Below are 24,501 nucleotides of genomic sequence, written 5' to 3' on the forward strand. Positions count from 1 at the left end.
CTAAATATCGAGAAAGTCGTCTCCGTCTCCGAAGATGTTTTGGTTTAACGTTTCATAAAGCACCTCGGGAATGTGGGCCCGCAAATCTTCCTTCGTTTCAAAGACTTCAAGGCGGTAGCTGTCGGGCACCGTCCAAAACCCGATTCCATCGTTCAGGTTAAAATTAAAATTAAATTTTTCGGCCAGCTTTTCTTCTACCTTCGATTTGATCAAAACGCTGAGCGAATGATGGCGCGTTTTCGTGTAGAGAGCATAGCGGTGTTTGGCCGTCTCATAGACGATATACTCCGTCAGCGTTTCCTCATGAGGATCGGCGATCTGGGTTCTGGCCAGCTCCTTGCCCATGAAACGCTTTTGTACATAGGTACCGTTTTCACCGATTTTCACGGCGACTTCTTGAAAGCCCGCCCGCTTCGCCTCCTCCGCCCGGATAAACCGCTTCAACGCTTGGGCGATCGTCGCCGAAAGGTTGTTGCCGGCAAGCTCCTGCGCCCGTTCAAAAATCGGCAGATCATCTTCCGTGACATAAATCGTCTTGTTCGGCATGTTCATCCAACCTTTCTGATTCGTTTTTTATAAGTATATTATGAGTATATGTATATTGTCAATATACATTTATTGTGACGCGGACGAATAATCCTGCTGAATGATATGACGTCTTACGGGTTTGAAGGGATTTCCCTCTCACCGGCCTTCCTGACGCCGTTGACGCCGCATTTAGAGGCTGCGGGAGCCGGACGACCCGTTCAACGAAAAAGACATCCGCCTACCGGCGGATGTCCGTCTGAAATACGGGCGCGCGTATTGCCGCGGACCGCATCTCACTTCTATTATGCGAGATTAATCCACACGCTTTTGACTTCGGTATAGTTGTTTAACGCGTAGGAGCCCATTTCCCGGCCGATGCCAGACATCTTGTAGCCGCCGAAGGGGCTGGCGGCGTCGAAGACGTTGTAGCAGTTGACCCACACGGTGCCCGCTTTCAATTTGCTCGCGACATAGTGGGCGTTGCGGATGTTTTCCGTCCAAAGGCCGGCGGCGAGCCCGTACTCACTGTTATTGGCCCGTTCGATGACTTCGTCGAGGTCTTCGAACGGCATCGCGCAGACGACCGGACCGAAGATTTCCTCTTTCGCGATCGTCATGTCGTCCGAGACGTCGGCAAACACCGTCGGCTCGACGAAATAGCCGCGTTCGGAGAACGACCCGCCGGTGAGAAGTTCCGCGCCTTCCGCTTTGCCTCGGTCGATATAACGAACGACGCGGTCTTGCTGTTCTTTAGAGACGAGCGGTCCCATTTCCGTTTCGGGATTCAGCCCGTCGCCTTGCTTGATTTTTTTCGAATAGCTGACGAGATCGCTGACGACGTTATCGTACGCTTTTTTCTGGACGAACAAACGCGACCCGGCGCAGCACACTTGGCCTTGGTTGAACATGATGCCCGAAATGGCCCCCGGAATCGCCCGCGACATGTCGGCGTCCGGCAGGATGATGTTCGGCGACTTCCCGCCCAGTTCGAGCGTGACGCGTTTTAAAGTGTGGCTCGCCTCCGCCATGATCAGCTTGCCGACTTCCGTGGAACCGGTAAACGCGATCTTATCGACCTTAGGATGTTGGACGAGCGGCGCTCCCGCCGTTTCCCCGTAACCCGGGATGACGTTGATGACGCCTTCCGGAAACCCGGCTTCTTCGGCGAGCGACGCCAAATATAAGGCCGACAATGGCGTTTGTTCCGCCGGTTTCAAAACGACGGTGCAACCGGTGGCAAGCGCGGCCCCGAGTTTCCACGCGGCCATCAGCAGCGGGAAATTCCAAGGGATGATTTGTCCGACGACGCCGACGGGCTCATGGCGGGTGTAGTTAAAATATTGGCCGGCCACCGGGATCGTTTGCCCGACGATCTTCGTCGCCCAACCGGCGTAGTAACGGAAATGCTCGATCGCGAGCGGAATGTCCGCCGTCCGCGATTCGCGGATCGGTTTGCCGTTATCCAGGCTTTCAAGCTGCGCCAGCTCTTCTTTATGCTCTTCCATGAGATCGGCCAGCTTGTAGATCAAGCGGCTTCTTGACGCCGCGCTCATGCGCGACCACGGGCCTTCATCGAAGGCTTTCCGGGCCGCGTTCACCGCACGGTCAACGTCTTCCGGACCGGCTTCAGCGACCGTCGCCAGCACTTCACCCGTTGCGGGGTTCACGGTATCAAACGTTTTTCCCGATGCCGAGTCGACCCATTTGCCGCCGATGTAGAGCTTTTTCGTTCCCGTCAAGAAATCGGACAAGCGCCTGCTGATCTCCAGGGTGTTGGGTTCCACGAAACATCCCTCCCATAATATTGATAGTAAGGATTTCTATAAAAGATTATGAAAACCCTTTCAATAATTTGTATAAATCGTTTGACAATTAAACACGAAATACGACCCCATGATTCCCAGCGCCGCCTCAACCGTCGCACAAACGGTCGCTTGAAGGGAGATGCGGTCGAAGAGTCAGCGATTTTTGGTCATCATCACGCCTTCAAGCGTCGCACCTGACAATAAAGGACGAGCTGGTCCGCCGTCCCGCACCGCACAAAGACTTTTTTCTTTCCGCGACGTCGGGCGTCGATCATTTCGACGACCCTTCTGCACATTTCTCCGGCCGCTGCCCATGCTTCAGTAGCAGCGCTTCGGACAAAACAGCGCCCCGCGTCGCCCGCGGAGCGCTGTTTTCTCGGAAATACACTTGATTTCATGTGCAGGAGCATGCACGGGTTTAGCCATAGCGGAGAGAATAGATGGGTTCACTTTTCTTTATTGCCTGGAGCATTCGACAGTCCCCTACCACCAGGAAGACACATGGCGCCATATATCGCCCGGCCCGGGTTTCCAAAATCCTCGCCTGCGATCGCAAAGGATTCGGACGGGAGGCACCGGCGAGTGTTAGTATTAAAATCCCGTCACCCCGCCGAACACGCGGTTGACAAACGATGAAATCTTCGCCATCCAATCGAAATAGAGGAAAACGCCCATCGCCACCATCAAAACGCCGCCGATTTTCGTCATCAACACGTGATGGCGGCGAATCCAACCAAGCCTTCCGATGAAAAAAGCGAGAATGAGAAAGGGCAAAGCAAACCCGGCCGTGTACGCGGCCATATAAAACAGCCCTTTGCCCGGATCCGTTATGCCCAGCGTGATGACCGCGGAGAGGATCGGACCGGTGCAAGGCGTCCAACCGGCGGCAAAGCCCATGCCGATCAGCACCGAACCGACGTATCCGGCCGGGCGGGAGCGAAACGTCACCCGTTTATCCTTCATTAAAAAACCGGGTTTCCACACCCCCATGATCATGAGTCCGAAAACGACGATTAAAATCGCGCCGATCTGCCGGATGAGAACGCTGTAATTCACGAATAACCGGGCGATGACCGTCGTAGACACGCCGAGCGAGAGAAAAATGACGGAAAAACCGAGCATGAAAAGCAACGTATGAACGATCACACGCCGTTCGAGGCGGCCGTTCAGCCCCTTCAGTTCATCGACCGAAAGCCCCGTGATATACGATAAAAAACCGGGGTAGAGCGGCAGCGTGCACGGCGATACAAACGACAAGAATCCCGCTCCGAAAGCCAAAAAAAGATTAACGTTGGCAGCCAAGCGCGCACCTCCTTTTTTCCGCCAACCGGTGCTGGACCCCACCGGTTCCATGCGCGTCCACTCTCCGTTTGATCATATGAAGTCTACCGCTCCACGGCGGTCCGGGCAAACGGAGAACCTTACGGCTGAACGAGTTTCAAATTCTTTTCCACCGCTTCGGGACTATCCATGCCCCCGGTAATCTTCTTCACGATCCGCCCGTTCTTGTCGATCAAAAAGGTCGTCGGGATCGGCCCGATGTGATAAGCCCGCGTCACCGCGCCGTCCCGGTCGAGAACGGTCGTAAATTTTAAGCCGTAGCGTTCAAAAAAACCGCGGACGACGACCGGCGACTCTTGGATGTTCACCGCCAAAATCTTAACGTTCTTCAAGTGCTTTTCATACACTTCATTTATGTACGGCATCTCTTCTTTGCAAGGATCGCACCATGATCCCCAAAAATTCAGCAAGACCCCTTGGCCGCGAAAATCGGAAAGCTTGACCTCTTTGCCGTCCAAGGTTTTCAAAGCGAAATCCGGCGCTTGATCGCCGACATCAATGTTTTGCTTGTCCCTGACGACTTGATAAATGGTAAAACCGACCGCCGCGGCGATGAGAAGGATGAGCGCGGTTCGCATGAGCAAGCGCCATCGCCGCTTGCTAAGGTATTGTTCGTTGTTCATCTCGATCCTCCTAAACCTTTTCATTCCCCATTATAAACAAACTTGGCCGTCGATGAATAAAGAATGTTTTCATTACGATGAAAAGAATCATATTTTTCCGCGCCGCCTGCTTTCCCTTATTCAATAAAAATCCTGGTGAATTCAACGAAAACCGCCAAGAATTCAATGAAAAACGGCAGGCATTCAGTATATCTATATTTTCTGAAATAATTATCAATCTTGGCTCATGAATACATCCCCAACCGGACACGTGCCCGCTTTGGGCATGCTGCCTGCACTCCGACGAAAGATTCAAGAAAGCAACATCAGGAAGTGATCCCGCGAAGAAACTTTATCATAGAAAATGAACCCGTCCGGACGTGCGCCGAACGGGTTCATCGTTTTTATACGACGTCGTAACCTTGTTCTTCAATCGCTTCCTTCATTTGTTCAAGGCTGACTTTATCTTTGTCATAGCGGACATCCACCTTACCGGTATCGAGATGGACTTTGACGTCGGCCACACCGTCGAGCGCTTTTAACGCTCCGGAGACCGCCGCCTCGCAATGCCCGCACGTCATGCCTTTCACATCCAAGACCACATTTTCCATCATGAAACCCTCCATTCAGTTTTTTGATTAGTATAAGCGTTGCCCAAGAGAGCAATCGGTTGGCGGTGTAAACAAACGGCTGAGCGCCCACCGGCGTCGGCCGTCCCGCCGAATCGAAACAGGAGGGCGATCCTCTTTTTTCGCCCCCGCTGACCAGCGAACCTCCTTAGGATGGTGCCAAGCGGAAGCGGACGCCGGTGATCGCGTTATATGTGAACGCGTTTCAGGCGCAGCGCGTTGGCCGTCACCGATACCGAGCTGAATGCCATCGCGGCGCCGGCCACCCACGGCGACAGCAGGCCGAAAGCGGCGATCGGAATGCCGATGCAATTGTAAAACAGGGCCCAAAACAAATTTTGCCGAATGTTGCGCATGGTCGCGCGGCTTAGAGCGATCGCTTTCGGAATATGGGACAAATCGCCGCCGACGAGGGTAATGTCCGCGGTTTCGATCGCGATGTCGGAGCCGGTGCCGATCGCCATGCCGATATCGGCCGCGGCGAGCGCCGGCGCATCGTTGATCCCGTCGCCGACCATGGCGACGCGCTTGCCTTGCCGCTGCAACGCCTTGACGATTTCCGCTTTTTCTTCGGGCAACACTTCCGCATAGACATGCGCAATGCCCGCCTGCCCGGCGACGGCCCGGGCGGTTTGTTCGTTGTCGCCGGTGACCATCCGGACATCGACGCCGAGCCGTTTCAGATCGGCGATCGCTTGCCGCGACGTGTCTTTCAATTCATCGGCCACCGCAATGACGCCTTTCGCCTCGCCGTCCACCGCGATGAGCATCGCCGTTTTGCCTTCGCTTTCGAGCTCGGCGATGGTTTGTTGGTATGAATCATATCGGATGCCATGGTCACTCAGCAAACGACGCGTGCCGACGACAATGGCGCGGCCATCGACCTCGGCTTCAATGCCCCGGCCCGGGACGGCCCGAAACGCATCGACTTCGAGCGGCTCCACGCCGCGCTCGAGGCCGTAGGCGACGATCGCCCGGGCGAGCGGATGTTCCGACGCGTTTTCGGCGGAGACGACGGCTCTCAGTATCCGGTCGCCTTCACCATCCTCGACTACAAAACGGACGACTTCCGGCTTTCCTTTCGTCACGGTACCGGTTTTATCGAGCAAGACGACGTCGAGCTTGTGGGCCGTCTCCAACGCCTCGCCGCCTTTGAACAAGACGCCCAGTTCGGCGCCTTTTCCGGTGCCCACCATGACCGATGTCGGCGTCGCGAGACCGAGCGCACACGGACAAGCGATGACGAGCACCGAAATGGCGGCATCGAGCGCGGCCGGCCAATCGCCGGGCCTGACAAAGGACAGCCACACCAGGAACGTCACCGCCGCGACCGCGACGACGATCGGAACAAAAATGCCCGAAATGACATCGGCGAGCCGTTGGATCGGCGCTTTGGATCCTTGCGCTTCTTTTACGATCTTGATGATCCCGCTCAACACCGTATCTTTCCCGACTTTATCGGCCCGAATTTTCAACGTGCCGGTTTGATTGATGGTGGCGCCGATGACGGCGTCGCCGGCCGCCTTTTCAACCGGCAGCGATTCGCCGGTGATCATCGATTCGTCGACGCTCGAAGCGCCGCTGATCACGGTGCCGTCGACGGGGATCTTTTCGCCGGGTTTGACGATGAGCACATCGCCCGGCACGACCGCTTCCGCCGAAATTTTTATCTCTTTGCCGTCGCGGAAAACGGTCGCCTCTTTCGCCTGCAAATCGAGGAGTTTTTTGATCGCTTCGGTCGTCCGGCCCTTGGCCCGGGCCTCCAAGAGCTTGCCGAGAAGAATCAAGGTAATCAGGATCGCGCTCGTTTCATAGTAAAGTTCCGGCGTAAAGCTCGGTTGGGCTTGCGCGCGGATCGTGCCGTACAGGCTGTAAAAATAAGCCGCGGAGGTGCCGAGCGCGACGAGCACGTCCATGTTGGCGCTCCGATTGAGGAGCGCGCGCACCGCTCCGGCATAAAACGGCGCCCCGATATAAAATTGCACGATCCCTGCCAATACGGCTTGAACCCACGGGTTTTCCAGCATCATCGGCATGAAAAGCCCCGTGCGATCCGCGATCATCATATAAACGAAAGGAATGGACAGCGCCGCGGAGACCATGAAACGGACGCGTTTCGCCCGGTATTCTTTTTCCTTGTAGGCGCCGTCTTCTTCGCCTTCCGATTTCGGGATCGCCTCATAACCGATCTTTTTCACCCGCTCGCGGATGTCGGCGATCTCGACGACACCGGGCAGATAGGCCACGTCCGCGGTTTCGGTCGCCAGGTTGACGGCGGCGCTTTCGATGCCGTCCATTTTATTGAGCACTTTTTCAATCCGGTTCGCGCAAGCCGCGCACGTCATGCCGCGGATGTCGAAAATCGCTTTTTTCGGCGCCACCCCGTAGCCCAATTTCTCGATCCTTTCAATGATCGCTTTGGGTTCGGCTTGTTCCCGGTCATAGGTAATCTTGGCGTTTTCCGCCGCAAGGTTCACCGTAGCCGTCACGCCGTCCATTTTATTGAGCACTTTTTCAATCCGGTTCGCGCAGGCCGCACACGTCATGCCGGTGATATCAAGCGACAGTTCCAACGCTTTGCCCATCTTCTCACCCCCGGTCGGCCTTTATTTCGTTAACTGCCGGACGACTTTCAACAATTCATCGATGTGTTCTTCACCCGAACCCTCTTGGATAGCATGGGCGACGCACATCTTCGCGTGTCTTTCCGTCAAGGAGAAACCGACTTCCCGCAACGCCGCCTGAACCGCCGAAAGCTGCACGAGAATGTCGACGCAATAGCGGTCGTCTTCAACCATTTTTTGCAGGCCGCGCACTTGGCCTTCAATCCGCTTGAGGCGGTTGAGCAAACGCTGTTTCTCTTGCTCCGTTCTCGGGACCAAAGGCTTCCGTTCCGGCTGCATGTCAACCTCTTGGGCTTGGTGGTGCGCCATGTTCATCACCTCGCTGGTAAATAGTATACCCCCGTAAGGTATTTTATACAAACGATTTGCTTGCTGCCAATCGTTGAATCGGACCGTTCCCGACCAAAACTGTGAAGAAAGTTTCTGCCCATCATTCCAAATGCCTTCAGGCATTCACCAAAATGAACACTTCCGACCGCATGATTGAGGGTACAATCACGAAAACCAATAATACTATTAATTAAAAAACTATTGGTCATGGAGAATATATTTGGATTGGCAAAATGTTTGCAATTGAGCCCCACGTAAAAAGCGCGGAATTTCGGTGAAATCCGAAAAACCGCGCTGTAATGGGCATAAAAATGGTCGGGAAGACAGGATTCGAACCTGCGACCCCCACGTCCCGAACGTGGTGCTCTACCAAGCTGAGCCACTTCCCGACGATCTGTGTATTGAATTGGCTTGGCTGTCTGTCCCTTCGCAAGCTGTGTCACGCTTGCCAACGGTCGACGAGACGCCGATTCCAAGCAAAGCCGCATTCCGACGAAGCCGTTATAGGTCACGGCTTCCCGTGCACGGCCATACCATTTACATATGGTGCGGACGAGAGGACTCGAACCTCCACGGTATTTGACTACCACTAGATCCTGAGTCTAGCGCGTCTGCCAATTCCGCCACGTCCGCAGATCCCGATGACAAGGTATATTATACGACGAGCACTTCGAAAAATGCAAGGAGAAATTTAAAGGAATTTTTTACCATTCTCATCCCCTTTCAAGTCTCGAAACCAAACGGCTTGCAAAACCGCTTTTCCTAAAAGATAAAGCAAGCCTGCGCGCAGTCAAACAACGCACCAACGCTCTTTCTGCTGAGCGGGGTTTGAAAACATCGCCATCCAAAAAGGCAAAACACAGGCCCGCCGTCAAAGCGGCCGGACAGCACGATTCAAGATCGGCCGATGGCCCGGCTTCCCGTCTACGGCTCTTCTCCGAATTCGTCCCCGGTGCCGGGCGGCCCTTGCCCGCTTTCCGGCGACCGAGGAAGTTTGGCTTTACGGCGGGAGCGCTTTGCCCCGTGCGGATCGTCCCACAATATGACGGCAAACAGCAAGGCGATGATCAACCCGAGCAGCAAGTGCCAAAGCAAAAAATCGAGCATGCCTCATCTCCCCGGTTATTTAACGGCATGACGCGCATCCATGAAACCTAGAAGAGGCGCACACTCGGCGCCCGCCCTTCGCACGCGTCACGCCTTCCGTAGAGCCCCAAGACCCGAATGCACGCAAGGATAGAATCCCAGCCGTAAACACACGCCCCGCTCCGGTTTGAACCACGGCCTTGCGTTGCGATCGTCTCCCCCAATAACGGGAGGCGGGTATACAAATCCGAATGGTTCAACGCACATTCTCCACCCGTAATCGGTGGACCGCTGTTTCCAAACGCTCGAGCGCCTCGTCCAAGATCGAACGCGGGCAACCAAAATTCAAACGCATGAACCCTTCGCCCTCTTCGCCGAAATCATAACCGTTATTCAAACCGAGCTTGGCCTCGCGAATGAGGAAATTCCGCAGCTTTCGGCTGTCCAATCCCAATTCGCGAAAGTCGAGCCACGCCAAGTACGTCGCTTCCGGCATCGTCATTTTCACTTCGGGCACGCGTTCCGATAAAAAGCGTTTGATATGTTCAGCGTTTTCTTTTAAATAAACGTTTAATTCATCAAGCCAGGCGTCACCATGATGATATGCGGCGGTCATCGCTTCGATGCCGAACAAATTGATGTGTTCAAGACCGGCTTGGGAGACAGCGGTTTTAAATGCCCTCATGATCTTCGGATTCTTCGCGATGGCGATCGACGAAAACAGCCCGGCGAGATTAAACGTTTTGCTCCCCGAAATGAATGTGATACATCGGTCGGCGAGGCTTTCGGACAGCGCGTAAAACGGCGTATGCGCACCTTTTTCATAAACGAGATCAGAATGGATTTCATCCGAAACGACGATTAAGTCGTGGCGAATGGCGATCTCCCCAAGCTCAAGCAACTCGTCTTTCGTCCATACCCGACCGACCGGGTTATGCGGACTGCACAAGAGAATCATCTTCGTGCGTTCGTCAATTTTTCGCTTTAAATCGTCGAAATCCATCACATAGCGGCCGTTTTCCACTTTCAGCGGATTCTTGACCAGCCGGCGACCCAAGTCTTCAACGGTTGAGAAGAACGGCGGATAGATCGGCGGCTGGATGACGACTTTATCTCCCGGTTTCGTAAACGCCATGATCGCCATCCGGATGGCGGGAACCACCCCGGGAACCGCGGTCATCCACTCCGTTTTCAGATCGTAGCCAAACCGCCGACGAATCCAGCCTTTCGCCGCTTCAAAAAGGGCTTTAGGTTTGCCGGGATAGCCATAAATCGGATGTTGCGCCCGCTTCACGACGGCTTCCACGACTTCCGGCGGACAGGAAAAATCCATATCGGCGACCCAAAGCGGCAAAATATCGGGCTCGCCGAAAATTCTTTCGACATCGTCCCACTTCACCGAATTCGTTCCTCTTCTATCGATCACCGCATCGAACCTTGACATGTTCTCACCTCAAAGAAGCGAAGTCAACACAAACCATCAACCCTATCTTAGCACATCACAGAGATAAGGAAGTCCTATGTTGCAAAAAATGGTTCTTTTCTAAAGAAAAACGTTCCTTAAAACATTGAAATCACCGCAAAAAATAAAAAACACGGAGAAGTCTCCGTGCGATCATTGGACGCGGTCTTTTAACACTGAAAAGCGATGCCGCGTAAAAGAGGCTTCCCGATCAGTGAAAAGAAGCGGGCACTTCAGCAGCAAAAAACCGCCCGTGCCGCCCGAAACGAAAAAAGGGGCTTCTCAAAGAGAAGCACACCCCCATTGCCATTTCGGATTCGGTTTTCGGCGGATCAAGGAAAAAAGAAGCTTGCAGGCATCGACGCGTTCCGGGTAACCCCGCTCACCGCTGTAAATGAACAACGCTCTATGCAGAAATCGGTTCGCGGTGTGATAGGCCCCGATTTTATAATAAACACAGGCGATCTTAAAATAGATTTCGCCCTCTTCGACGACTCTAGGCACGTATTTTAAAAGGCGGAGCGCCTCTTTATAATGTTTTAGTGCTTGCAGCAATTTTCCCTGCGAAAACGCTTCCGTTCCTTTAAAAAAACTGGCGAAGTACAGTTGTCGTTCCGTAAATTTATACAGTTTCGGCAGCATTTCATAATAGTGCCGGATGGCGTGATCGGACTGGGCGTTCAAAACCGCGTGTCCGTAATTGAGGATGGTATACTCCATCCGCCATTTCTCCTCGATAAACGGGAGCCTATCGACAAGAGCGTCTATCGTTCCTTTAACCGTGATCATCTTTTCGGGTTCTTTTAAGCGGACATCATACCATTCGTCCATAAGAGTGCCAAGCCGTTGCTCGAGCATCCCGTGCCGCATGTATCTCCCCCTAAATCTTACAACCTTATCTTCATCCTATCATAAATCCACTTTCACCATTTTGGGAAAGTTTCCAAAAAAAGAGGACGTTTATCGAGGGAATAGGCGTTCTTTTTTCGCAATGATGCCTAACTCCCCGCCGGCGGCTTCGCGGGAACGCGGCTTCATCCAAGTCTTTCGCTTTCGGGGCTCCTCCCGTCGCTCCGCGGCCAGCACCCCCATTGGATCGCCGGCATCCCCTGGTTTATATAGTTCGGGCAAAGCGGTTGCGATTCCTTCAACGTTTCTTCCCCGCATTTATCCCGGTTTTTCAAGATGCCGCCATTCCCGGCCGGAACGGCGAGCGCCAGACCCTGCCAACGATGGTTCTCCGAAAAAGCCAAAAAAGAAAACCGATGAATGATCATCGGCAAAAACGAAGAAATTATGCATGAGGTGATGACATTGTCTTTCACCGATAATTGAGTTATATTATAATTAAAACATTTACTATTATTGAAGGTGAAGACCATGAATCTCGGCTTTGGAGAAATTCTGTTAATCCTGTTCTTTGCCTTAATCCTGTTCGGTCCGAAGAAACTCCCGGAACTCGGACGTGCGGCCGGCCACACCTTGAAGGAATTTAAAAATGCGATCAACGGCCTGACCGATGACGACAAAGCGCAAGAAAAAAAGAAAGAGGATAACGGTCCCAGAGCTTGACTTAGCCATGTGGTTTTAGCAAGAAGTGAATAAGCCGGAAACGCCCCAAAATCGCCACTTCCGCATTAACGCCTGCGGTTGATTTTTTGGGGTTTTTTTCTGTTTAAAAAGCTTTCCAAGACTTTGGCGGCCATCAGCACAATCGGCGTCGGAAAATAAACCGCGATCGTCTTTCCTAACGCTTTCGCCCCGATGGTCAGCGCCGTCGCCAACACGGTTAAAGCGATGGAGACGCATTCTTCCGCCCACCCCTCAAGACCGAACGCCATGGCGACCTGTTCCCCGACGGCGAGCGCCGTGGCACCGCTCAACACCCCGGCGATGTCGCCGATAACATCGCTGCACACACTGGCGACCCGCTCCGCATTGCGAACGATTTTCACCGCCATCTTTGCGCCGAAAACCCGCTTGGAAGCCATCGCGTGAAAAGGCGGTTCTTCGGCGGCCGCGGCAGCCACCCCGATCATATCAAAAAAGGCGCCAATAAAAACAATAAAGATCACGATAAAAATGCCGAAATACCACGGGACCGCATCAAGAAAAACCGTCGCCGTATCGAACGCCCCGCTCAATGGGATCGAAATTAAAGTAACCAAGAGGATAAATTTCAAAGCCCGTCTGAACTGATTGCTCTTCTTCATAATAAAAACATTGACCTCCCAGTTGTCTCCACACGGTGACGGCTTGTCCCGTTGGTGGACCGCCTTGTCGCGCCCCCGGCTTCTTCCGTCTGAAGTTCAATCCAATTTTTTATTTTATCATTGTTAGGGACGACGATAAAAACATTCTAACCCATTTCCCCTGAAACCGCCCCGTTCGACACGCGCTGGTTGCGGTCGAATGCATCCGATTATAGGTCATCTCCCGGCAGATCCATGCAAAGGCGGACCCCCTTTCCGCAAAATCTCCGGCAATGCGACAAAACATGAAAAATCAAAATGGAGGCCACGGCAGCGGCGACGAGTTGCCTGTCGGAATCATCGATAAGCGCCACACGGCCCCGGGATCGCCGCGCAGGTGAAACAAATGCAACGGAAAACTAAATGGCATGGGAAATCAACGGAAACCAACCCCTATGAAGGCGCAGTATAGCGATGCCGAACGAGAAAAAACGCCCTCACGCGAAGAAACTCCGCAGTGAGGGCAATCACCTTACGGGCGCTTAATGATGGTAAAAAGGTCTCCGAGGAGCGCCCAGTTTTCCGGATATTCGTAACCGAGCACCCAATAGCTGACACCGCGCAAAGGATAGCTTTTCAACAACTCAAACTTGGCCAGGGCGCTGCGGGCATCTTCAAACCAAACTTCATGGAGCCGCCCCCGTTCATCATAATAGCGAAAATACGGGGACGCGCTCGCTTCATCGTATTGAATCACGGCCCCATAGCGCACGGCGCGGCGGATCGCTTCACGCGGGCTGAACGTCTCCGCTTCCCGGCCGGGAACATGGGGCAGCAGCCAATCCCGCGCGTAGATCTGAAATCCCATCATGATTTTATGGCGAGGGATGACGGTCACCGCATAATCGAGGACTTGCTTGATGTTGCCGATCGGTGAAATGGCGCGCGGCGGACCGAGCCGGTACCCCCACTCATAAGTCATGAGAACGACAAAGTCGGCAATCCGCCCGTGCGCCGCATAATCGTGCGCTTCATATAAAAGGCCTTGCTGGGCGCCGCTCGTCTTGGGAGCGAGCGAAGTCGAAAGAAAATAGCCCGCGGCGTGCAGCCGGTCTCTCGCCCGTTCGAGAAACCGGTTATAGGCATTTCGGTCTTGCGGATACACGTTTTCAAAATCGACGTTCAGCCCGCGATAGCCTTTCGCCCGCATCGTCGCCAGAATGCGGTCCAACAGCGTTTCTTGAACGCTTTCATTCGCCAGCACGGCGTGGGCGAGCGCCGATCCCGGATCGCTGGATGTAAAATTGGTGATCGCCATCATGGGCGTTACCCGTTTCGCCGTCGCCCGCGGGATCAACGCTTCATCAGGGAAGGGTTCAAGACCGCCGTTCGCTTGAATGCGATAGGCAAACGGCGCCATGAAGGTCAATAAGTCGCCGACTTGATCGATGGCCGCCGCGCCTTCGCTTCCGGAAAGATACGTAAAGCCGTTGGTTTCAATCGACGGTTTTTCCCCCGCCGGAATGGCCAATACCGTCCCGGGAACGAGCCGGTTCGGATCGGTGATGGCATTGGCGGAGAGGATCGCCTGAACCGTCGTCCGATAGCGGCCGGCGATGCCGGCGATCGTTTCCCCCGCTCGCACCGTATGTCGAACGGGCGGAATGACAAGGATCATGCCGGGCCTCAAGTTTGCCGGATTCACCGAAGGGTTGGCGCGGATGACCGCCTCCGCCGATACGCCGTAACGGGCGGCGATCTGCCAAATCGTCTCTCCGGGGCGAACGGTATGATAGCGGCTCGCCGTCGGAATGAGCAACGCCAATCCCGGAATGATCGGATCGCCAGCAGACCATTCATTGACCTCCAACAGCCGGGACAGGGCGACTCCGTACCGCTCCGCAATTTGCCGAAGCGACTCGCCACTTCTTACAACGTGAATGAGCAATCGCTTCACCTCCTTATGATTCCGAAACCGATCTTTATAATCTATCCGTATGCAAAACAACAGGGGTTATTGCCATCGCCTGCACGGCTCCCCTCGTTATTTCGCGCGTCCACCGCAGAGCCCTAACGGTTTCTTCCTCAAAAACGGCAAAACAGTACATGCCAACTCCATGGCGACCCAGCGCGGGAGGACATAGAAGGTGCCTGTGAAACCTCTAAAACCTTGTGCAGATCCCGATCAGCCATGCAAAAATGGCCGATCCGTTGTGTTGGATCATTTAATAGGGGCGACTCATGCAGACCGGTAAAAGGAGGCCAAGGGCAGACCGGTTCGATTTGCCGCGTGGACAAGCAGCGCAGCGAACGCATCCGGAAGGGTTGCCCCGGAGACAGAAGCAGCGCGGCGGACAGCCCGAGGCACCCGCCGCGAAGAACCGCTCTCGCTTTGCTTTTTTTGATTTGACGAGGCAAGGGTAAAATAAAAAATCCGCCGTCGTCAGGCGGTGCGAATGAAACCTATTTTAAATGGACGGCAAGTAACGGCCAGACGATGCTTCAATGGATCAACCCAAGCCTCATCGCTTTGACGACCGCCTCCGTACGGTTTCTCGCCCCCAATCGCTTCATGATGTCCGAAACATAATCGCGCACCGTATATTCGCTGAGATGGAGACGGTCGGCGGCTTCCTGCGTCGAAGCACCTTCTGCCAACAATTTCAAAACGTCCAATTCTCTTTCCGACAGCGAAACGGACCCATATACGAGCTGCTTGATCGCCGTCATATGCATGAATTTGGACAAGATTTCCCCCGCGCTCTGCCCAAACTTCATCAACGCCGTGTACGTATGATTGTCGACGTCGAAATGGACGCCCGGACCGCGGTCCAAGAGCGCGGCGCCGATCAACGAGCGTTCGGACGGCACGTAGATCGGGGCGACGACCAATGAACCGAGCTGGAATTGCCGGACGTATGGCTCGGGTAAATCTCGTTCGGCATGTTCAATATAAATCGGCTGGAACGGGTAAACCGCGTCCGGCGACGCCAATTTCTTCAATTTGTTGGCAATAGCCGGAATGTCATCGACTTTAATTTTCACGTTTTGAATCGCTTCATTATTGATATGATAGCCAAACAGCCCGACGCTCGTGCCGTCGGTTTTGGAATACGTGAACAACGCGCAGCGCTCAAAAGGCAAATACCGGGCATAACCGCAAGTGATATTTTGGATCGCTTCATGAAGGTTTTGCGACCGCATGATCCAGTCGTTAAACAAAATGACCGCATCTTTCCACTCATCTTCCCGCCGCTGCGCAAAACATTCCTCGGTGATCTGCAGTAAATGCATGGCAAATGTGAGGAACGGCGTCACGACGGCGGTATCTTTATCGGTCGTCCCGAAAAGCAAGATCTCTTGTTTCCAAGGCAATGGGATCACTTTTAAACGCTCATCGTTTTCCGAGATGTAATCGATCAAAGCTTCCGACAACAGAAAGACCGATGATGCGTTAATCACCAGCCCTTTCACGGGTTTCCGAATCGCGCCGTAAATCTCCTTAACCTTGTAACCGTTTTCATTTTGCTCCAATCTGGCAATCCATTTGATCGGCAACTGCCGGGCTTCGACGATCAAGCGCAGAAAATAATGCAGGTTGGGGGACATCCCGCCCGGCTGACAGAGCATTTCCTCGCAGATCTTTGAGAAAAGGTATTGCACCGCCGGATGGTAGGATCTCAATGAGGCCCGATGCGACTGAATCGCCTGATGAACCGCATTCTCCAATAGCGTGAGGATGTAAATCGTCAAATTGGGTTGCGGCAATTGCCCAAATTCGGCCACCCATAAATGGCGAATGCCGGCGATCATCGCGTCGACGTCTTCCTCTTTGTCATCCAATAAAAGAGCCGAAAAGAAGCGATAAGCCACTTCAAAGGTCGCGGCGGATTGCCCGTTTCTCTGCTTCAGGCGCCGCAAAATCGCCTCCCATTCCATCCGGATGGTATTTTGGTTGGCCCGCATGAATTGGACACCATCTTTTAAAATCGCCTTTGTATGAACATCCAACAATCTTAACACGGCTCTCAGTCCCCTTTGGAAAAAATGGGCTTTTCTTTAGCCAAAGACAAGGCGATACAAACGTTTAAGCTGGTGACCAACGGTTTTTCATTTTTTCTTATCTAAAAATTCCCCCAATAATTAATATAACATATATTGACAGAACAGCCGATAGTTTTTGCTCGACATAAAAGGAAAAGCCTTTCGACAAAATGCGGACGAAAGGCCGGAGCGCAAAACGCGGGCGATGGTTCCGAAAGCGAAAAACGCGATCAATTAATGGGCGGTTGAATAAAAGGTTCCATCCGGATCGGCGCAGACCGATCGTTCAAGCGAGGCAAGCACCCACTCCTCTTCACGTTTCGTCCAGGCCAACGGCCCTTCGGCAGCCCGGCATTGAGCGTTCCCCATCCTCCGACCGCACACTAAAATATATCCAAAGGCTCCAGAGTCGGTTTCGACTGAATGCTGCCGGCCGGCGCCCAACACCGGGCGAAATCGTTTCACGCCATGTCGCCATCCCCAGCTCCATTCGCGTTTAGCCGTGCCGCAGACTTCCCATGCGAATTCTTTCAGAAAAAGTCCGTGACGTCCGTGCGGCGATCGGCGAGAATCGCCCGGATGAGATGGACCGGCGACATTTCGCCTAACGAAGCGAACCGCACCTTGTACCCTTTCGGCAACAGTCTCCGGGCGATTTGCCGGGCGGACAATCCCTTTTCCGCGAGCGCCTTGGTTGAAGCCTCTAGACGCCGCAAAAACTCGCCCTTCTGTTTTAACGCTTCCCGTCCGTCCGGAACAAAACCGGCATGTCCGCAACAAAGCGCATCAAAGCGATAAGCCATGACCCGATCGAGCGAGGCGATCATGTCGGCGATCGATTCTTCCCGCATCCCGTAACGAAGACGGCGGCCCAAAAACAAATCGCCGCTAAACAGGAGACGCCTTTCCGCTTGGTAGAGTGAAATGTGGTCGTCGGAATGTCCTGGCGTCGGAATAACTTCGAAAACGCGGCCGTCCAACGTTAACCGTTCACCAATCGGCTCGCCGCGAACCGGTTCGCCCGCTCCCCAAACCACGCGGCGATAGAACGGCAAGATCAGAGGTTCGGCCAATCGTTCCGCCGTACGCCGACTCATATATAAAGGGATTTGCAAGCGATCGTGAAGGTAAGCGGCATTCCCCGAATGATCTTCATGATAGTGCGTCAAAACAATCGCTTTCGGGCGCATCGATTCGGCGAAAGCGGCGACCGTTTCCCGGGCGAACACAGGTCCGGTGTCGATAAGAAGGCCGTCCACATAATAAACAAAAAAAGAAAAATGATTGCCCAAACGGTTGAACTTTCCGGATAGAGCCTTTACGCCTTGAAATTCCACGACGGTTGTTTGCAAGTTGACCATGTTCTTTCACATCCGTTCTGGATAATAAGCGGCCCTGAGAGAAACCACGGACACGGAAAAATGCCGGTTGCCGGAACCCTTTTTGTCCGGCATCGCCGTCCCCCTTGGCCATTCCATGTTCGGACCGGAGGCCGGAAATTTATTTTAATTATATTTCATATTCGATCTTTTTCAAAAAAATCCTGTTCATAAGAAGGAGGGATGCCCGCTTGTCTCCCGGCGCCCGTGTTTCGCGAAGCCTTGACGCTGGGACGATTGCCCTGGGAACCAAACTAAGCTAACATAAAGACAGAAGCATGGAAGCGGAGCCGTGCGCTGGGAGGAGCTTGATGAGGTGTTCAAATCCAAACTCCATTTTTGGACCTTTGAAATTTTGATGATCGTCGTCATCGTTTACATTTGCACGAAATTGTCGTTCTTCTTTGAACCGTTGTTCATCTTTATTTCAACGCTGTTTTTTCCCTTTTTGATCTCCATTTTCCTTTATTTTCTTTTGAATCCCGCCGTCAACCTCATTGAACGGGCGCGGATTCCCCGCACCTTGGCGATTTTGATCCTCTATATCGTCTTTATCGGCGTCGTGGGCGGATTGATCGGTTGGATCGGGCCGATGATCGTCCGGCAGATCAACCAGTTGATCAATCACATTCCCGATTACGTCCATACCAGTAAAAAGCTCATTCAAGATTTGACGGAATCCGATTGGTTCGTTTGGATCCAACAACAAGATTATTTGGATAAAATCAATAAATCGGTCATCAGCTGGGTCACTCAATTCACGGATAACATCACTTCAGGCATGCAAACGGCCATCAGCATCGTCACGAGCATTACGATCACGATCATCACCGTGCCATTTATCCTGTTTTACATGTTCAAAGACGGGCACAAATTCCCGCAGGCGGTGACGCGCTTCATCCCGGCGGCGTACCGGCAGGAAAGCCTGAACATCATCAAAGAAACGGCGGAAACGCTCGGCGCCTATATTCAAGGGCAAACCTTCGTTTGCTTTGCGGTCGGCATGCTCACCTTCATCGGCTTTCTCATCATTCATCTGCCATACGCCTTGTTGCTCGGGCTGATCATCGCGATCACGAACATCATTCCGTATTTGGGTCCATTCATCGGCGCCGCACCGGCGGTCATCGTCGGCTTGTTGGATTCGCCGACCAAAGCGCTCCTGACCGTTCTCATCGTCGTCATCGTTCAACAGATCGACGGCAACCTCCTGTCGCCTCTGATCATCGGCAAGCGCTTGGATATGCACCCGTTGACGATCATCGTCCTTTTGCTCGTCGCGGGCAACCTCGCCGGAATCCTCGGCATGATTCTTGCGGTGCCCGTTTATGCCGTCGCCAAAACGGTCGTCATCAACCTCTATCGCCTGTGGCGGCTCCACAACAACGCCAAAAAGATATGACCGAAACCAACGGCCACCGGTTCGTCACATCGGCGGCCGTTTGGTTTTTCTCAATTGCGACCTTTAAACGGCTGAAGATCGCGTTGTTCCGTTTCTTTATGACTTTGTACACGGAATCCTTTCGCTGCCGCAGAAGGCAGGGATAAAAAGCCATCACGACGCTATTGCGATGAGATCACCTGCGGGCGGACGGCTGCTGATTCAAAGGGTACGGTCTCATGCGCCATGCTGGTCGGTACCAAAGGATGTGTCTGGGTACACCAATAGCGGAATAATTAACCGCAGCGCGTGAGAAAATGTTAGACAGGCCGCACAATGACTGTGCACATGATTATGAGAACAGGAGGTAAACGGCCATGCAACTCGCCGCACATGAAATGCACGATCTCCACGAATTAACGATGAGCTGCGTCAATTCGATTACGAACATGGGCTATTTTCTGCAACATGTTCAAGATCCCGAATTGAAAGCTCTCATCGAAACTCATCTGCCTTACCACATACGAGATTATGACATGAAAGTCGAATATTTAAGCAAAGCGCAAGGCGCACAGACCAAGCTGCCGACCCCAGAGATCAATCGGACGCTCCAATCGTATACGCAATCGCCGTCCGCTTCCTACGTTCCGGTCACGCCGAGAACAAGCGTTCAAGAATTTAATGACCGCGAGATGGCAACGGCCTATTTGTTGACCTTAAAAAGAGCCGGGCGCGAATACGCTTGGGCGGCGATGGAAATGAGCCATCCCGACATTCGCGCGTTCTGTCAAACCGCCTTCCTAATGAGCTGCAATCATGCCTACGACGTCTGGCAATGGATGGTGAAAAAAGGGTATTATCCGCTCGAAGCGGCCGATGCCGCCATGACAGAAAAAATCGGCGGCATGTACGGTCTCGTCCCTCCCCAATAATGATTCTGTTTTAAGCCATACGGCACAACTCCGCCATAAATTTATTGTGGTGTTTTTTCGGTTGGCCGATATGGCGTTTTTTGAATTATCATGGTTCCATGCGGGGATTAATTGACAAAAAATATAGATTTATTGAATCCCCACCGATTTTCGTTGAATTCCCCCATCTTTTCATTGAATTTTCCGCCGTTTTCGTTGAATTCCAGGCGGTTTTTGTTGAATTCCCCCGGGTTTTCCTTGATTGCCACGAACACAGAGCGCGGCGGCACGGAACGGCACCAGAAAAATCGATGTGATTTGCGCCAATTGGGCAAATGGATCCTTCGGTGCCGGTTTTGTCGAACTTCAGCGGTTGTCCCCAAGCTTGCATACACCCATTTTTATGGCGATTGATTCGCATATTAAGTTGAAACGATGTTTTGACATAACGGGCTACCGCCGGAATCATAAACAAAAAGAACCGGCAAACGCGAGAGACCGCTCCGGCCGGCTTCTTTTTCCTAACTGTAATCATTATTCACTAACCGCTTGCGGCGGCCATTAAAGCCCGATGGCCCGCTTGAGACCTTTTATAAAACCCAAATGAAGCGCTTCATGATAAGCGAGAAACTGGAGCAATTCGCCAACGGTTTCGACGGAAAGCGTTCCGGCATTAAACGGCTTCAGCAACCGATCATCAAGACGGTTCCGGAAAAGTTGTTCCAATTGGTTCGGCTGTTCCTGCAGCCGGCTGCGGAGCTCGGAAAGAGACGGCGCCGGCTCCGTCCAATCTGCGGGTTTTGTTCCCCGTGCAAAAAATATCGGATAAGCGTCCGGCAAGTCGGCCGCCTGTCCGGTCAACCCGGCGACGAGTTGCGCATCAACCGTGAAAATATGGCCGAGGTGCCAGCGAATTGTGTTGCGGAACCCGTCGGGCATTTGATCGGCTTCGGCCTCGCTGATGCCGTCCGTTTCTTTTAAAGTTTGGCCGCGGACAAACTTCAACTGTTTCCATAAGAAATTTTCGGTCATGGATCCCCCTCCTCTGCGTTTGCTTAACCTCTTTTAAAGTAAAAGGAGACCACCCGCGGGAGCAAGCATCCAGCCTTCCATGCGTAGAACGTTTTATTGATTGAACGCCGCGATCCTTAAATGAAAAAGGCGTTTCAACTCAAAGATACCGGTTTTCCCCCGCGAGGCGCGAACCGCTGTGAAAGCCCGCATCTTGAACGGCTGTGTTTTGCAGAGGCCCACTTCACGGACCGTACAACCACTCGAAGCGGATGGCCCATTTATTAACAAAAACTCGATCCGCCCCATGATTGACGGAAAATCATTCCCGACTCGAAGGGCCGACTCCTAGAGCGAATAGGACGATTCGCCGTCGACCCTTTGCAGCTCACGCCGGGCGGAGCGCGTATACGCCGTTATATACCATTCGTACAAGCGCCGGCCTTCCGCAAGCGGCAAATCACAAATCCGGAACGAATAGCCGTTGTTTCCGGCGATGAGCCCGGATTGGACCGTCATCAGCTTCAATCGCTTTTGAACGGGCGACACTCGGCAGGATAAAAACTGCAGCCGCTTTCTCTCCGTCAAAATCGTTTCCTTTGAAAATTCCCTGCGCCCTAAAGCGACCCGGTCGCCGTCAACCGCAAACGAGGCGTCACGATACCCCAACCACGAAAGCGCCATGCTGGCCGCCACCAAAAGCCAGCTCCATGCGCCATAGGGCACCCACAGGCTCAATATGGTCGCCAAAACGGCAAGCGGCACGACGTATTTAATGATTTTCCAATAAAACGCACGTATCGAAACCGCGGCGGTGGGTACCGCCCACGGAAACGGCGAACGGATCGCCGCGAGAAATTCGGCGACCCTTTCTTTCCGAATCAGCGGATAAAGCAACACTTCACTCGCACCGTCTCCGGCCTGCCCGCCGGCCACGTCCAGATAAACCGAGGCATAACCGAACGATTGTTTGAGCCAATTTTCCCTGATTTTAACGGCCTGCACCCGCTTGAACGGAACGATTTGTTCCGTCTGTTCGAAAAATCCCCTTCTGATCACCCAATCTTTTTCGCGGACGGTCAGGGTAAAACGATACATTTTAACAAAAGCGATGGCGGAAGAAAGCAGCCAAAAGATCAATAAAACCGCGGCAACCCCCGCCGCCGCTTCCAACAAGGGCACGCCGATCACGCGATGAAATTCGCGCCGCAGGGGAGTGATGAAGGAAACGCGATCCCACAACTCCCCGATTTGTCCAAGCAAGGTGAACAGACCGAGAAAAATGACACGGGCGCCCGAGGACGTCAGAGCGGCCAACACCAACTCGCCGCCGCGCAAACGGTAAACCCGCTCGGAATTCTCGGAACGATCAAGAACGGCGAGGAGATCCTCCTGGGAAGAGCGATTGGAGCCGCCGATCCGTTCTTGCAACCGGAGAGCTTCATCACGTTTCACCGCCGGCAATGCAAATTCAGCCTTGTCTTCCCCGCCCGCCGTGTGCACTTCGAGGCGGACCAAACCGAACAGCTTGAGAAAGGGATTCGTCGAAAGATGAAGGGATTGGATGCGCTCAAAGCGGATGAACCGCTCTTTCATAAAGATGGTGCCGATTTTCACGTACAATTGATCTTCCAGTACTTGATAGCGGGTGCGCCACCATTCGATGACGGCAAAAAAGAGACAGATGCCTATGCCGAAGAGCGCAAACCATTCGGACATGCCGTCATCGTGGCGAATCCCGAACAAGGCTCCGATGATAATGGGCAACAGCAGTTGCTTTAACTCCTTGAAAAACCCCGCAAAGATCGAAAGCGGATGCGCGCGCTTCATCTCAGACATCCACATCACTCGCCTGGATGAACGCGGCCAACCGGTCGCGCAACTTTTGAGCTTGTCCGATCGACAGCGCCGGAATATGATGCGTCGATGTCGCGGTGGAAATCTTCAGTTTCGCCAGCCGATAGGCGCGAAGCAACGGTCCTTGCTCGGCTTCGACGAATTGAATGCGCGCCATGGGAATGACGGTATGTTTGACGAACCATATCCCATCCCGGATCACCACGTGCGTTTCATTGATCCGATAACGGAAAAACCGCCAACGGAGAATCGGGATGACGCTCACAAAAATCAAAAAGTCGACTAAACCGATGACAAGGAAACCCGCCGCGAGATAAAGGAGCCATCGAAACAGAAACAAACCCAAAAGCATTAAGACGAGGAATAAAACAAAACTAATGGCGGCGGATATCATGCCGTGGATGCGCCAAACCTTTATCGCTTTCGGATGAATGTATTGCAAACGACCACGCTCCCCCGACCCCGGCGACGGCCTTTGCTTGCTTTGACGTTCCGAACGTCCGACAAAAAATGAAGCCGGTTCGGGACATGCCCGACGGCGATTTTGACCATCAATGAGGCGCCTTCTTTCAACGATGCGCAGACGTCAAGTTTTCCCGGACATTCGTCGCGGCTTTGGCCTAGGCCGTCACCGCATCATTCCAGAATTCATTTAAATAGCCAGTATTAAATTATACAAAAAATATACATGAAATCAATAAATTTTTGATTATATTTAAAAACTAACACATCGAATCCCGGCATGTTGCCATGTCGCCGCTTCGCCGAAAAACGGATATAGCAAATGAGCCGTCTTTAAAAACAGACACGCTTCCTTTTATTCTCCAAAGACAAACTAAGGGGCCGGGACATAACTAGCCCAAAATAACGTAAAAAAGGTTCCGATTATCGCTTTTTGATGGTCGGAACCTTTTTCAGGTGTTATTTTCCCTTATATTTAGGTGGATTAACTTTTCATGGCGGTGATCTTTCTCAAGTTCACCGCCATGAATGCAAATCCCAATTCATTTTTCACCTTTTCTTTGCCTCTCACTGACAAACGAGTGAAACGCAAATTAGCCTTCAGAAATCCAAAAACTGGTTCCACATCAATTTTACGTTTGCCGTAGATTTCACCAGTTTCTTTTTCCGAAAGCTTCTGCCTAATGAATTCTTTATGTTCTTCCCATTTTTGGTTATATTGTATTCTTCGATGATGTCCTTCTTTTGCTTTGGTACATTGGGAACGGAACGGACAACCTGAACAGTCTTCACATTCGTAGACTTTAAATTCTCTGGTAAAACCGTTTCGGTCTGTGCGATGAGACCAATAACGGAAC

The 24,501-nt window shown here is 52.8% G+C and carries 21 protein-coding genes and 2 tRNA genes; 3 read left to right on the top strand and 20 right to left on the bottom strand.

Annotation, left to right across the window (positions count from 1 at the left end; all coding sequences use genetic code 11):
- The 12 genes from CCB157_RS09195 to CCB157_RS09250 form a co-directional block, all read right to left on the bottom strand.
- On the bottom strand, positions 1-546 hold the full coding sequence (locus CCB157_RS09195) for an EXLDI protein (RefSeq protein ID WP_158077258.1): 546 nt from the start codon (positions 544-546) through the stop codon (positions 1-3).
- A gap of 284 nt (positions 547-830) precedes the next feature.
- Entirely contained in the window at positions 831-2,312 is a 1,482-nt protein-coding gene (locus CCB157_RS09200) for an aldehyde dehydrogenase family protein (RefSeq protein ID WP_077615611.1), read from the bottom strand.
- A 612-nt stretch (positions 2,313-2,924) separates the two neighbouring features.
- A complete protein-coding gene (locus tag CCB157_RS09205) occupies positions 2,925-3,686 on the bottom strand; it encodes a cytochrome c biogenesis CcdA family protein (RefSeq protein WP_077615612.1) in 762 nt (253 codons plus the stop codon).
- 68 nt (positions 3,687-3,754) lie between these two features.
- A complete protein-coding gene (gene resA / locus CCB157_RS09210) occupies positions 3,755-4,297 on the bottom strand; it encodes a thiol-disulfide oxidoreductase ResA (RefSeq protein WP_077615613.1) in 543 nt (180 codons plus the stop codon).
- Positions 4,298-4,680: 383 nt separating this feature from the next.
- A complete protein-coding gene (gene copZ / locus CCB157_RS09215) occupies positions 4,681-4,887 on the bottom strand; it encodes a copper chaperone CopZ (RefSeq protein ID WP_077615614.1) in 207 nt (68 codons plus the stop codon).
- 206 nt (positions 4,888-5,093) lie between these two features.
- Positions 5,094-7,490, bottom strand: a complete 2,397-nt coding sequence (locus CCB157_RS09220) for a heavy metal translocating P-type ATPase (RefSeq protein ID WP_077615615.1) — start codon at positions 7,488-7,490, stop codon at positions 5,094-5,096.
- A 21-nt stretch (positions 7,491-7,511) separates the two neighbouring features.
- A complete protein-coding gene (locus CCB157_RS09225) occupies positions 7,512-7,838 on the bottom strand; it encodes a metal-sensing transcriptional repressor (protein ID WP_077615616.1) in 327 nt (108 codons plus the stop codon).
- Between the two features lie 333 nt (positions 7,839-8,171).
- A tRNA-Pro gene (locus tag CCB157_RS09230) sits at positions 8,172-8,248 on the bottom strand.
- A gap of 155 nt (positions 8,249-8,403) precedes the next feature.
- A tRNA-Leu gene (locus CCB157_RS09235) sits at positions 8,404-8,492 on the bottom strand.
- A gap of 291 nt (positions 8,493-8,783) precedes the next feature.
- On the bottom strand, positions 8,784-8,966 hold the full coding sequence (locus CCB157_RS09240; RefSeq protein WP_077615617.1) for a hypothetical protein: 183 nt from the start codon (positions 8,964-8,966) through the stop codon (positions 8,784-8,786).
- A 235-nt stretch (positions 8,967-9,201) separates the two neighbouring features.
- Positions 9,202-10,389 carry a MalY/PatB family protein gene (locus tag CCB157_RS09245; protein ID WP_077615618.1) on the bottom strand — a complete coding sequence of 396 codons (1,188 nt, stop codon included), beginning with the start codon at positions 10,387-10,389 and terminating at the stop codon, positions 9,202-9,204.
- A gap of 300 nt (positions 10,390-10,689) precedes the next feature.
- A complete protein-coding gene (locus CCB157_RS09250) occupies positions 10,690-11,277 on the bottom strand; it encodes a hypothetical protein (RefSeq protein ID WP_077615619.1) in 588 nt (195 codons plus the stop codon).
- A gap of 510 nt (positions 11,278-11,787) precedes the next feature.
- On the opposite strand from CCB157_RS09250, the gene tatA reads away from it, so the two are divergent.
- Entirely contained in the window at positions 11,788-11,979 is a 192-nt protein-coding gene (tatA, locus tag CCB157_RS09260) for a twin-arginine translocase TatA/TatE family subunit (RefSeq protein WP_077615621.1), read from the top strand.
- 65 nt (positions 11,980-12,044) lie between these two features.
- On the opposite strand, the gene CCB157_RS09265 is transcribed toward tatA, so the two are convergent.
- The 4 genes from CCB157_RS09265 to CCB157_RS09280 form a co-directional block, all read right to left on the bottom strand.
- Positions 12,045-12,620 carry a hypothetical protein gene (locus tag CCB157_RS09265; protein ID WP_238594645.1) on the bottom strand — a complete coding sequence of 192 codons (576 nt, stop codon included), beginning with the start codon at positions 12,618-12,620 and terminating at the stop codon, positions 12,045-12,047.
- A gap of 511 nt (positions 12,621-13,131) precedes the next feature.
- A complete protein-coding gene (locus CCB157_RS09270) occupies positions 13,132-14,547 on the bottom strand; it encodes a LysM peptidoglycan-binding domain-containing protein (RefSeq protein WP_077615622.1) in 1,416 nt (471 codons plus the stop codon).
- A 554-nt stretch (positions 14,548-15,101) separates the two neighbouring features.
- A complete protein-coding gene (locus CCB157_RS09275; protein ID WP_238594646.1) occupies positions 15,102-16,622 on the bottom strand; it encodes a helix-turn-helix transcriptional regulator in 1,521 nt (506 codons plus the stop codon).
- A gap of 551 nt (positions 16,623-17,173) precedes the next feature.
- A complete protein-coding gene (locus CCB157_RS09280) occupies positions 17,174-18,004 on the bottom strand; it encodes an MBL fold metallo-hydrolase (RefSeq protein ID WP_077615623.1) in 831 nt (276 codons plus the stop codon).
- A 334-nt stretch (positions 18,005-18,338) separates the two neighbouring features.
- On the opposite strand from CCB157_RS09280, the gene CCB157_RS09285 reads away from it, so the two are divergent.
- Both CCB157_RS09285 and CCB157_RS09290 read left to right on the top strand, forming a co-directional pair.
- The gene (locus tag CCB157_RS09285) at positions 18,339-19,424 is read left to right on the top strand and encodes an AI-2E family transporter (RefSeq protein WP_077615624.1); all 1,086 of its coding nucleotides are present in this window, start codon (positions 18,339-18,341) and stop codon (positions 19,422-19,424) included.
- A 356-nt stretch (positions 19,425-19,780) separates the two neighbouring features.
- A complete protein-coding gene (locus tag CCB157_RS09290; protein WP_077615625.1) occupies positions 19,781-20,335 on the top strand; it encodes a spore coat protein in 555 nt (184 codons plus the stop codon).
- Positions 20,336-20,875: 540 nt separating this feature from the next.
- On the opposite strand, the gene CCB157_RS09300 is transcribed toward CCB157_RS09290, so the two are convergent.
- The 4 genes from CCB157_RS09300 to CCB157_RS09315 all read right to left on the bottom strand — a co-directional run.
- Positions 20,876-21,346: a DinB family protein gene (locus tag CCB157_RS09300; RefSeq protein ID WP_077615627.1), complete on the bottom strand. Its 471-nt coding sequence runs from the start codon at positions 21,344-21,346 to the stop codon at positions 20,876-20,878.
- Positions 21,347-21,673: 327 nt separating this feature from the next.
- Complete coding sequence (locus CCB157_RS09305; RefSeq protein WP_158077259.1) at positions 21,674-23,164, bottom strand: PH domain-containing protein; 1,491 nt, start codon at positions 23,162-23,164, stop codon at positions 21,674-21,676.
- Positions 23,157-23,624, bottom strand: coding sequence for a PH domain-containing protein (locus CCB157_RS09310; protein WP_077615629.1), 468 nt, complete (start codon positions 23,622-23,624; stop codon positions 23,157-23,159). Before CCB157_RS09310 ends, CCB157_RS09305 begins: the two co-directional genes overlap by 8 nt.
- Positions 23,625-24,128: 504 nt before the next feature.
- Positions 24,129-24,501: transposase (locus tag CCB157_RS09315; protein WP_143286989.1), on the bottom strand; the 373-nt coding region annotated here is incomplete at its 5' end.

This window comes from Caenibacillus caldisaponilyticus (genome assembly GCF_002003465.1).
GTDB lineage: Bacteria > Bacillota > Bacilli > Bacillales > Sporolactobacillaceae > Caenibacillus > Caenibacillus caldisaponilyticus.

Bases quoted from the DNA above. Each gene is read 5' to 3' on its own strand.
- CCB157_RS09195 (WP_158077258.1), bottom strand. From the start codon at position 546: ATGCCGAACAAGACGATTTATGTCACGGAAGATGATCTGCCGATTTTT.
- CCB157_RS09205 (WP_077615612.1), bottom strand. From the start codon at position 3,686: ATGGAACCGGTGGGGTCCAGCACCGGTTGGCGGAAAAAAGGAGGTGCG.
- resA (WP_077615613.1), bottom strand. From the start codon at position 4,297: ATGAACAACGAACAATACCTTAGCAAGCGGCGATGGCGCTTGCTCATG.
- copZ (WP_077615614.1), bottom strand. From the start codon at position 4,887: ATGGAAAATGTGGTCTTGGATGTGAAAGGCATGACGTGCGGGCATTGC.
- CCB157_RS09220 (WP_077615615.1), bottom strand. From the start codon at position 7,490: ATGGGCAAAGCGTTGGAACTGTCGCTTGATATCACCGGCATGACGTGT.
- CCB157_RS09225 (WP_077615616.1), bottom strand. From the start codon at position 7,838: ATGGCGCACCACCAAGCCCAAGAGGTTGACATGCAGCCGGAACGGAAG.
- CCB157_RS09240 (WP_077615617.1), bottom strand. From the start codon at position 8,966: ATGCTCGATTTTTTGCTTTGGCACTTGCTGCTCGGGTTGATCATCGCC.
- CCB157_RS09245 (WP_077615618.1), bottom strand. From the start codon at position 10,389: ATGTCAAGGTTCGATGCGGTGATCGATAGAAGAGGAACGAATTCGGTG.
- CCB157_RS09250 (WP_077615619.1), bottom strand. From the start codon at position 11,277: ATGCGGCACGGGATGCTCGAGCAACGGCTTGGCACTCTTATGGACGAA.
- tatA (WP_077615621.1), top strand. From the start codon at position 11,788: ATGAATCTCGGCTTTGGAGAAATTCTGTTAATCCTGTTCTTTGCCTTA.
- CCB157_RS09265 (WP_238594645.1), bottom strand. From the start codon at position 12,620: ATGAAGAAGAGCAATCAGTTCAGACGGGCTTTGAAATTTATCCTCTTG.
- CCB157_RS09280 (WP_077615623.1), bottom strand. From the start codon at position 18,004: ATGGTCAACTTGCAAACAACCGTCGTGGAATTTCAAGGCGTAAAGGCT.
- CCB157_RS09290 (WP_077615625.1), top strand. From the start codon at position 19,781: ATGCAACTCGCCGCACATGAAATGCACGATCTCCACGAATTAACGATG.
- CCB157_RS09300 (WP_077615627.1), bottom strand. From the start codon at position 21,346: ATGACCGAAAATTTCTTATGGAAACAGTTGAAGTTTGTCCGCGGCCAA.
- CCB157_RS09305 (WP_158077259.1), bottom strand. From the start codon at position 23,164: ATGTCTGAGATGAAGCGCGCGCATCCGCTTTCGATCTTTGCGGGGTTT.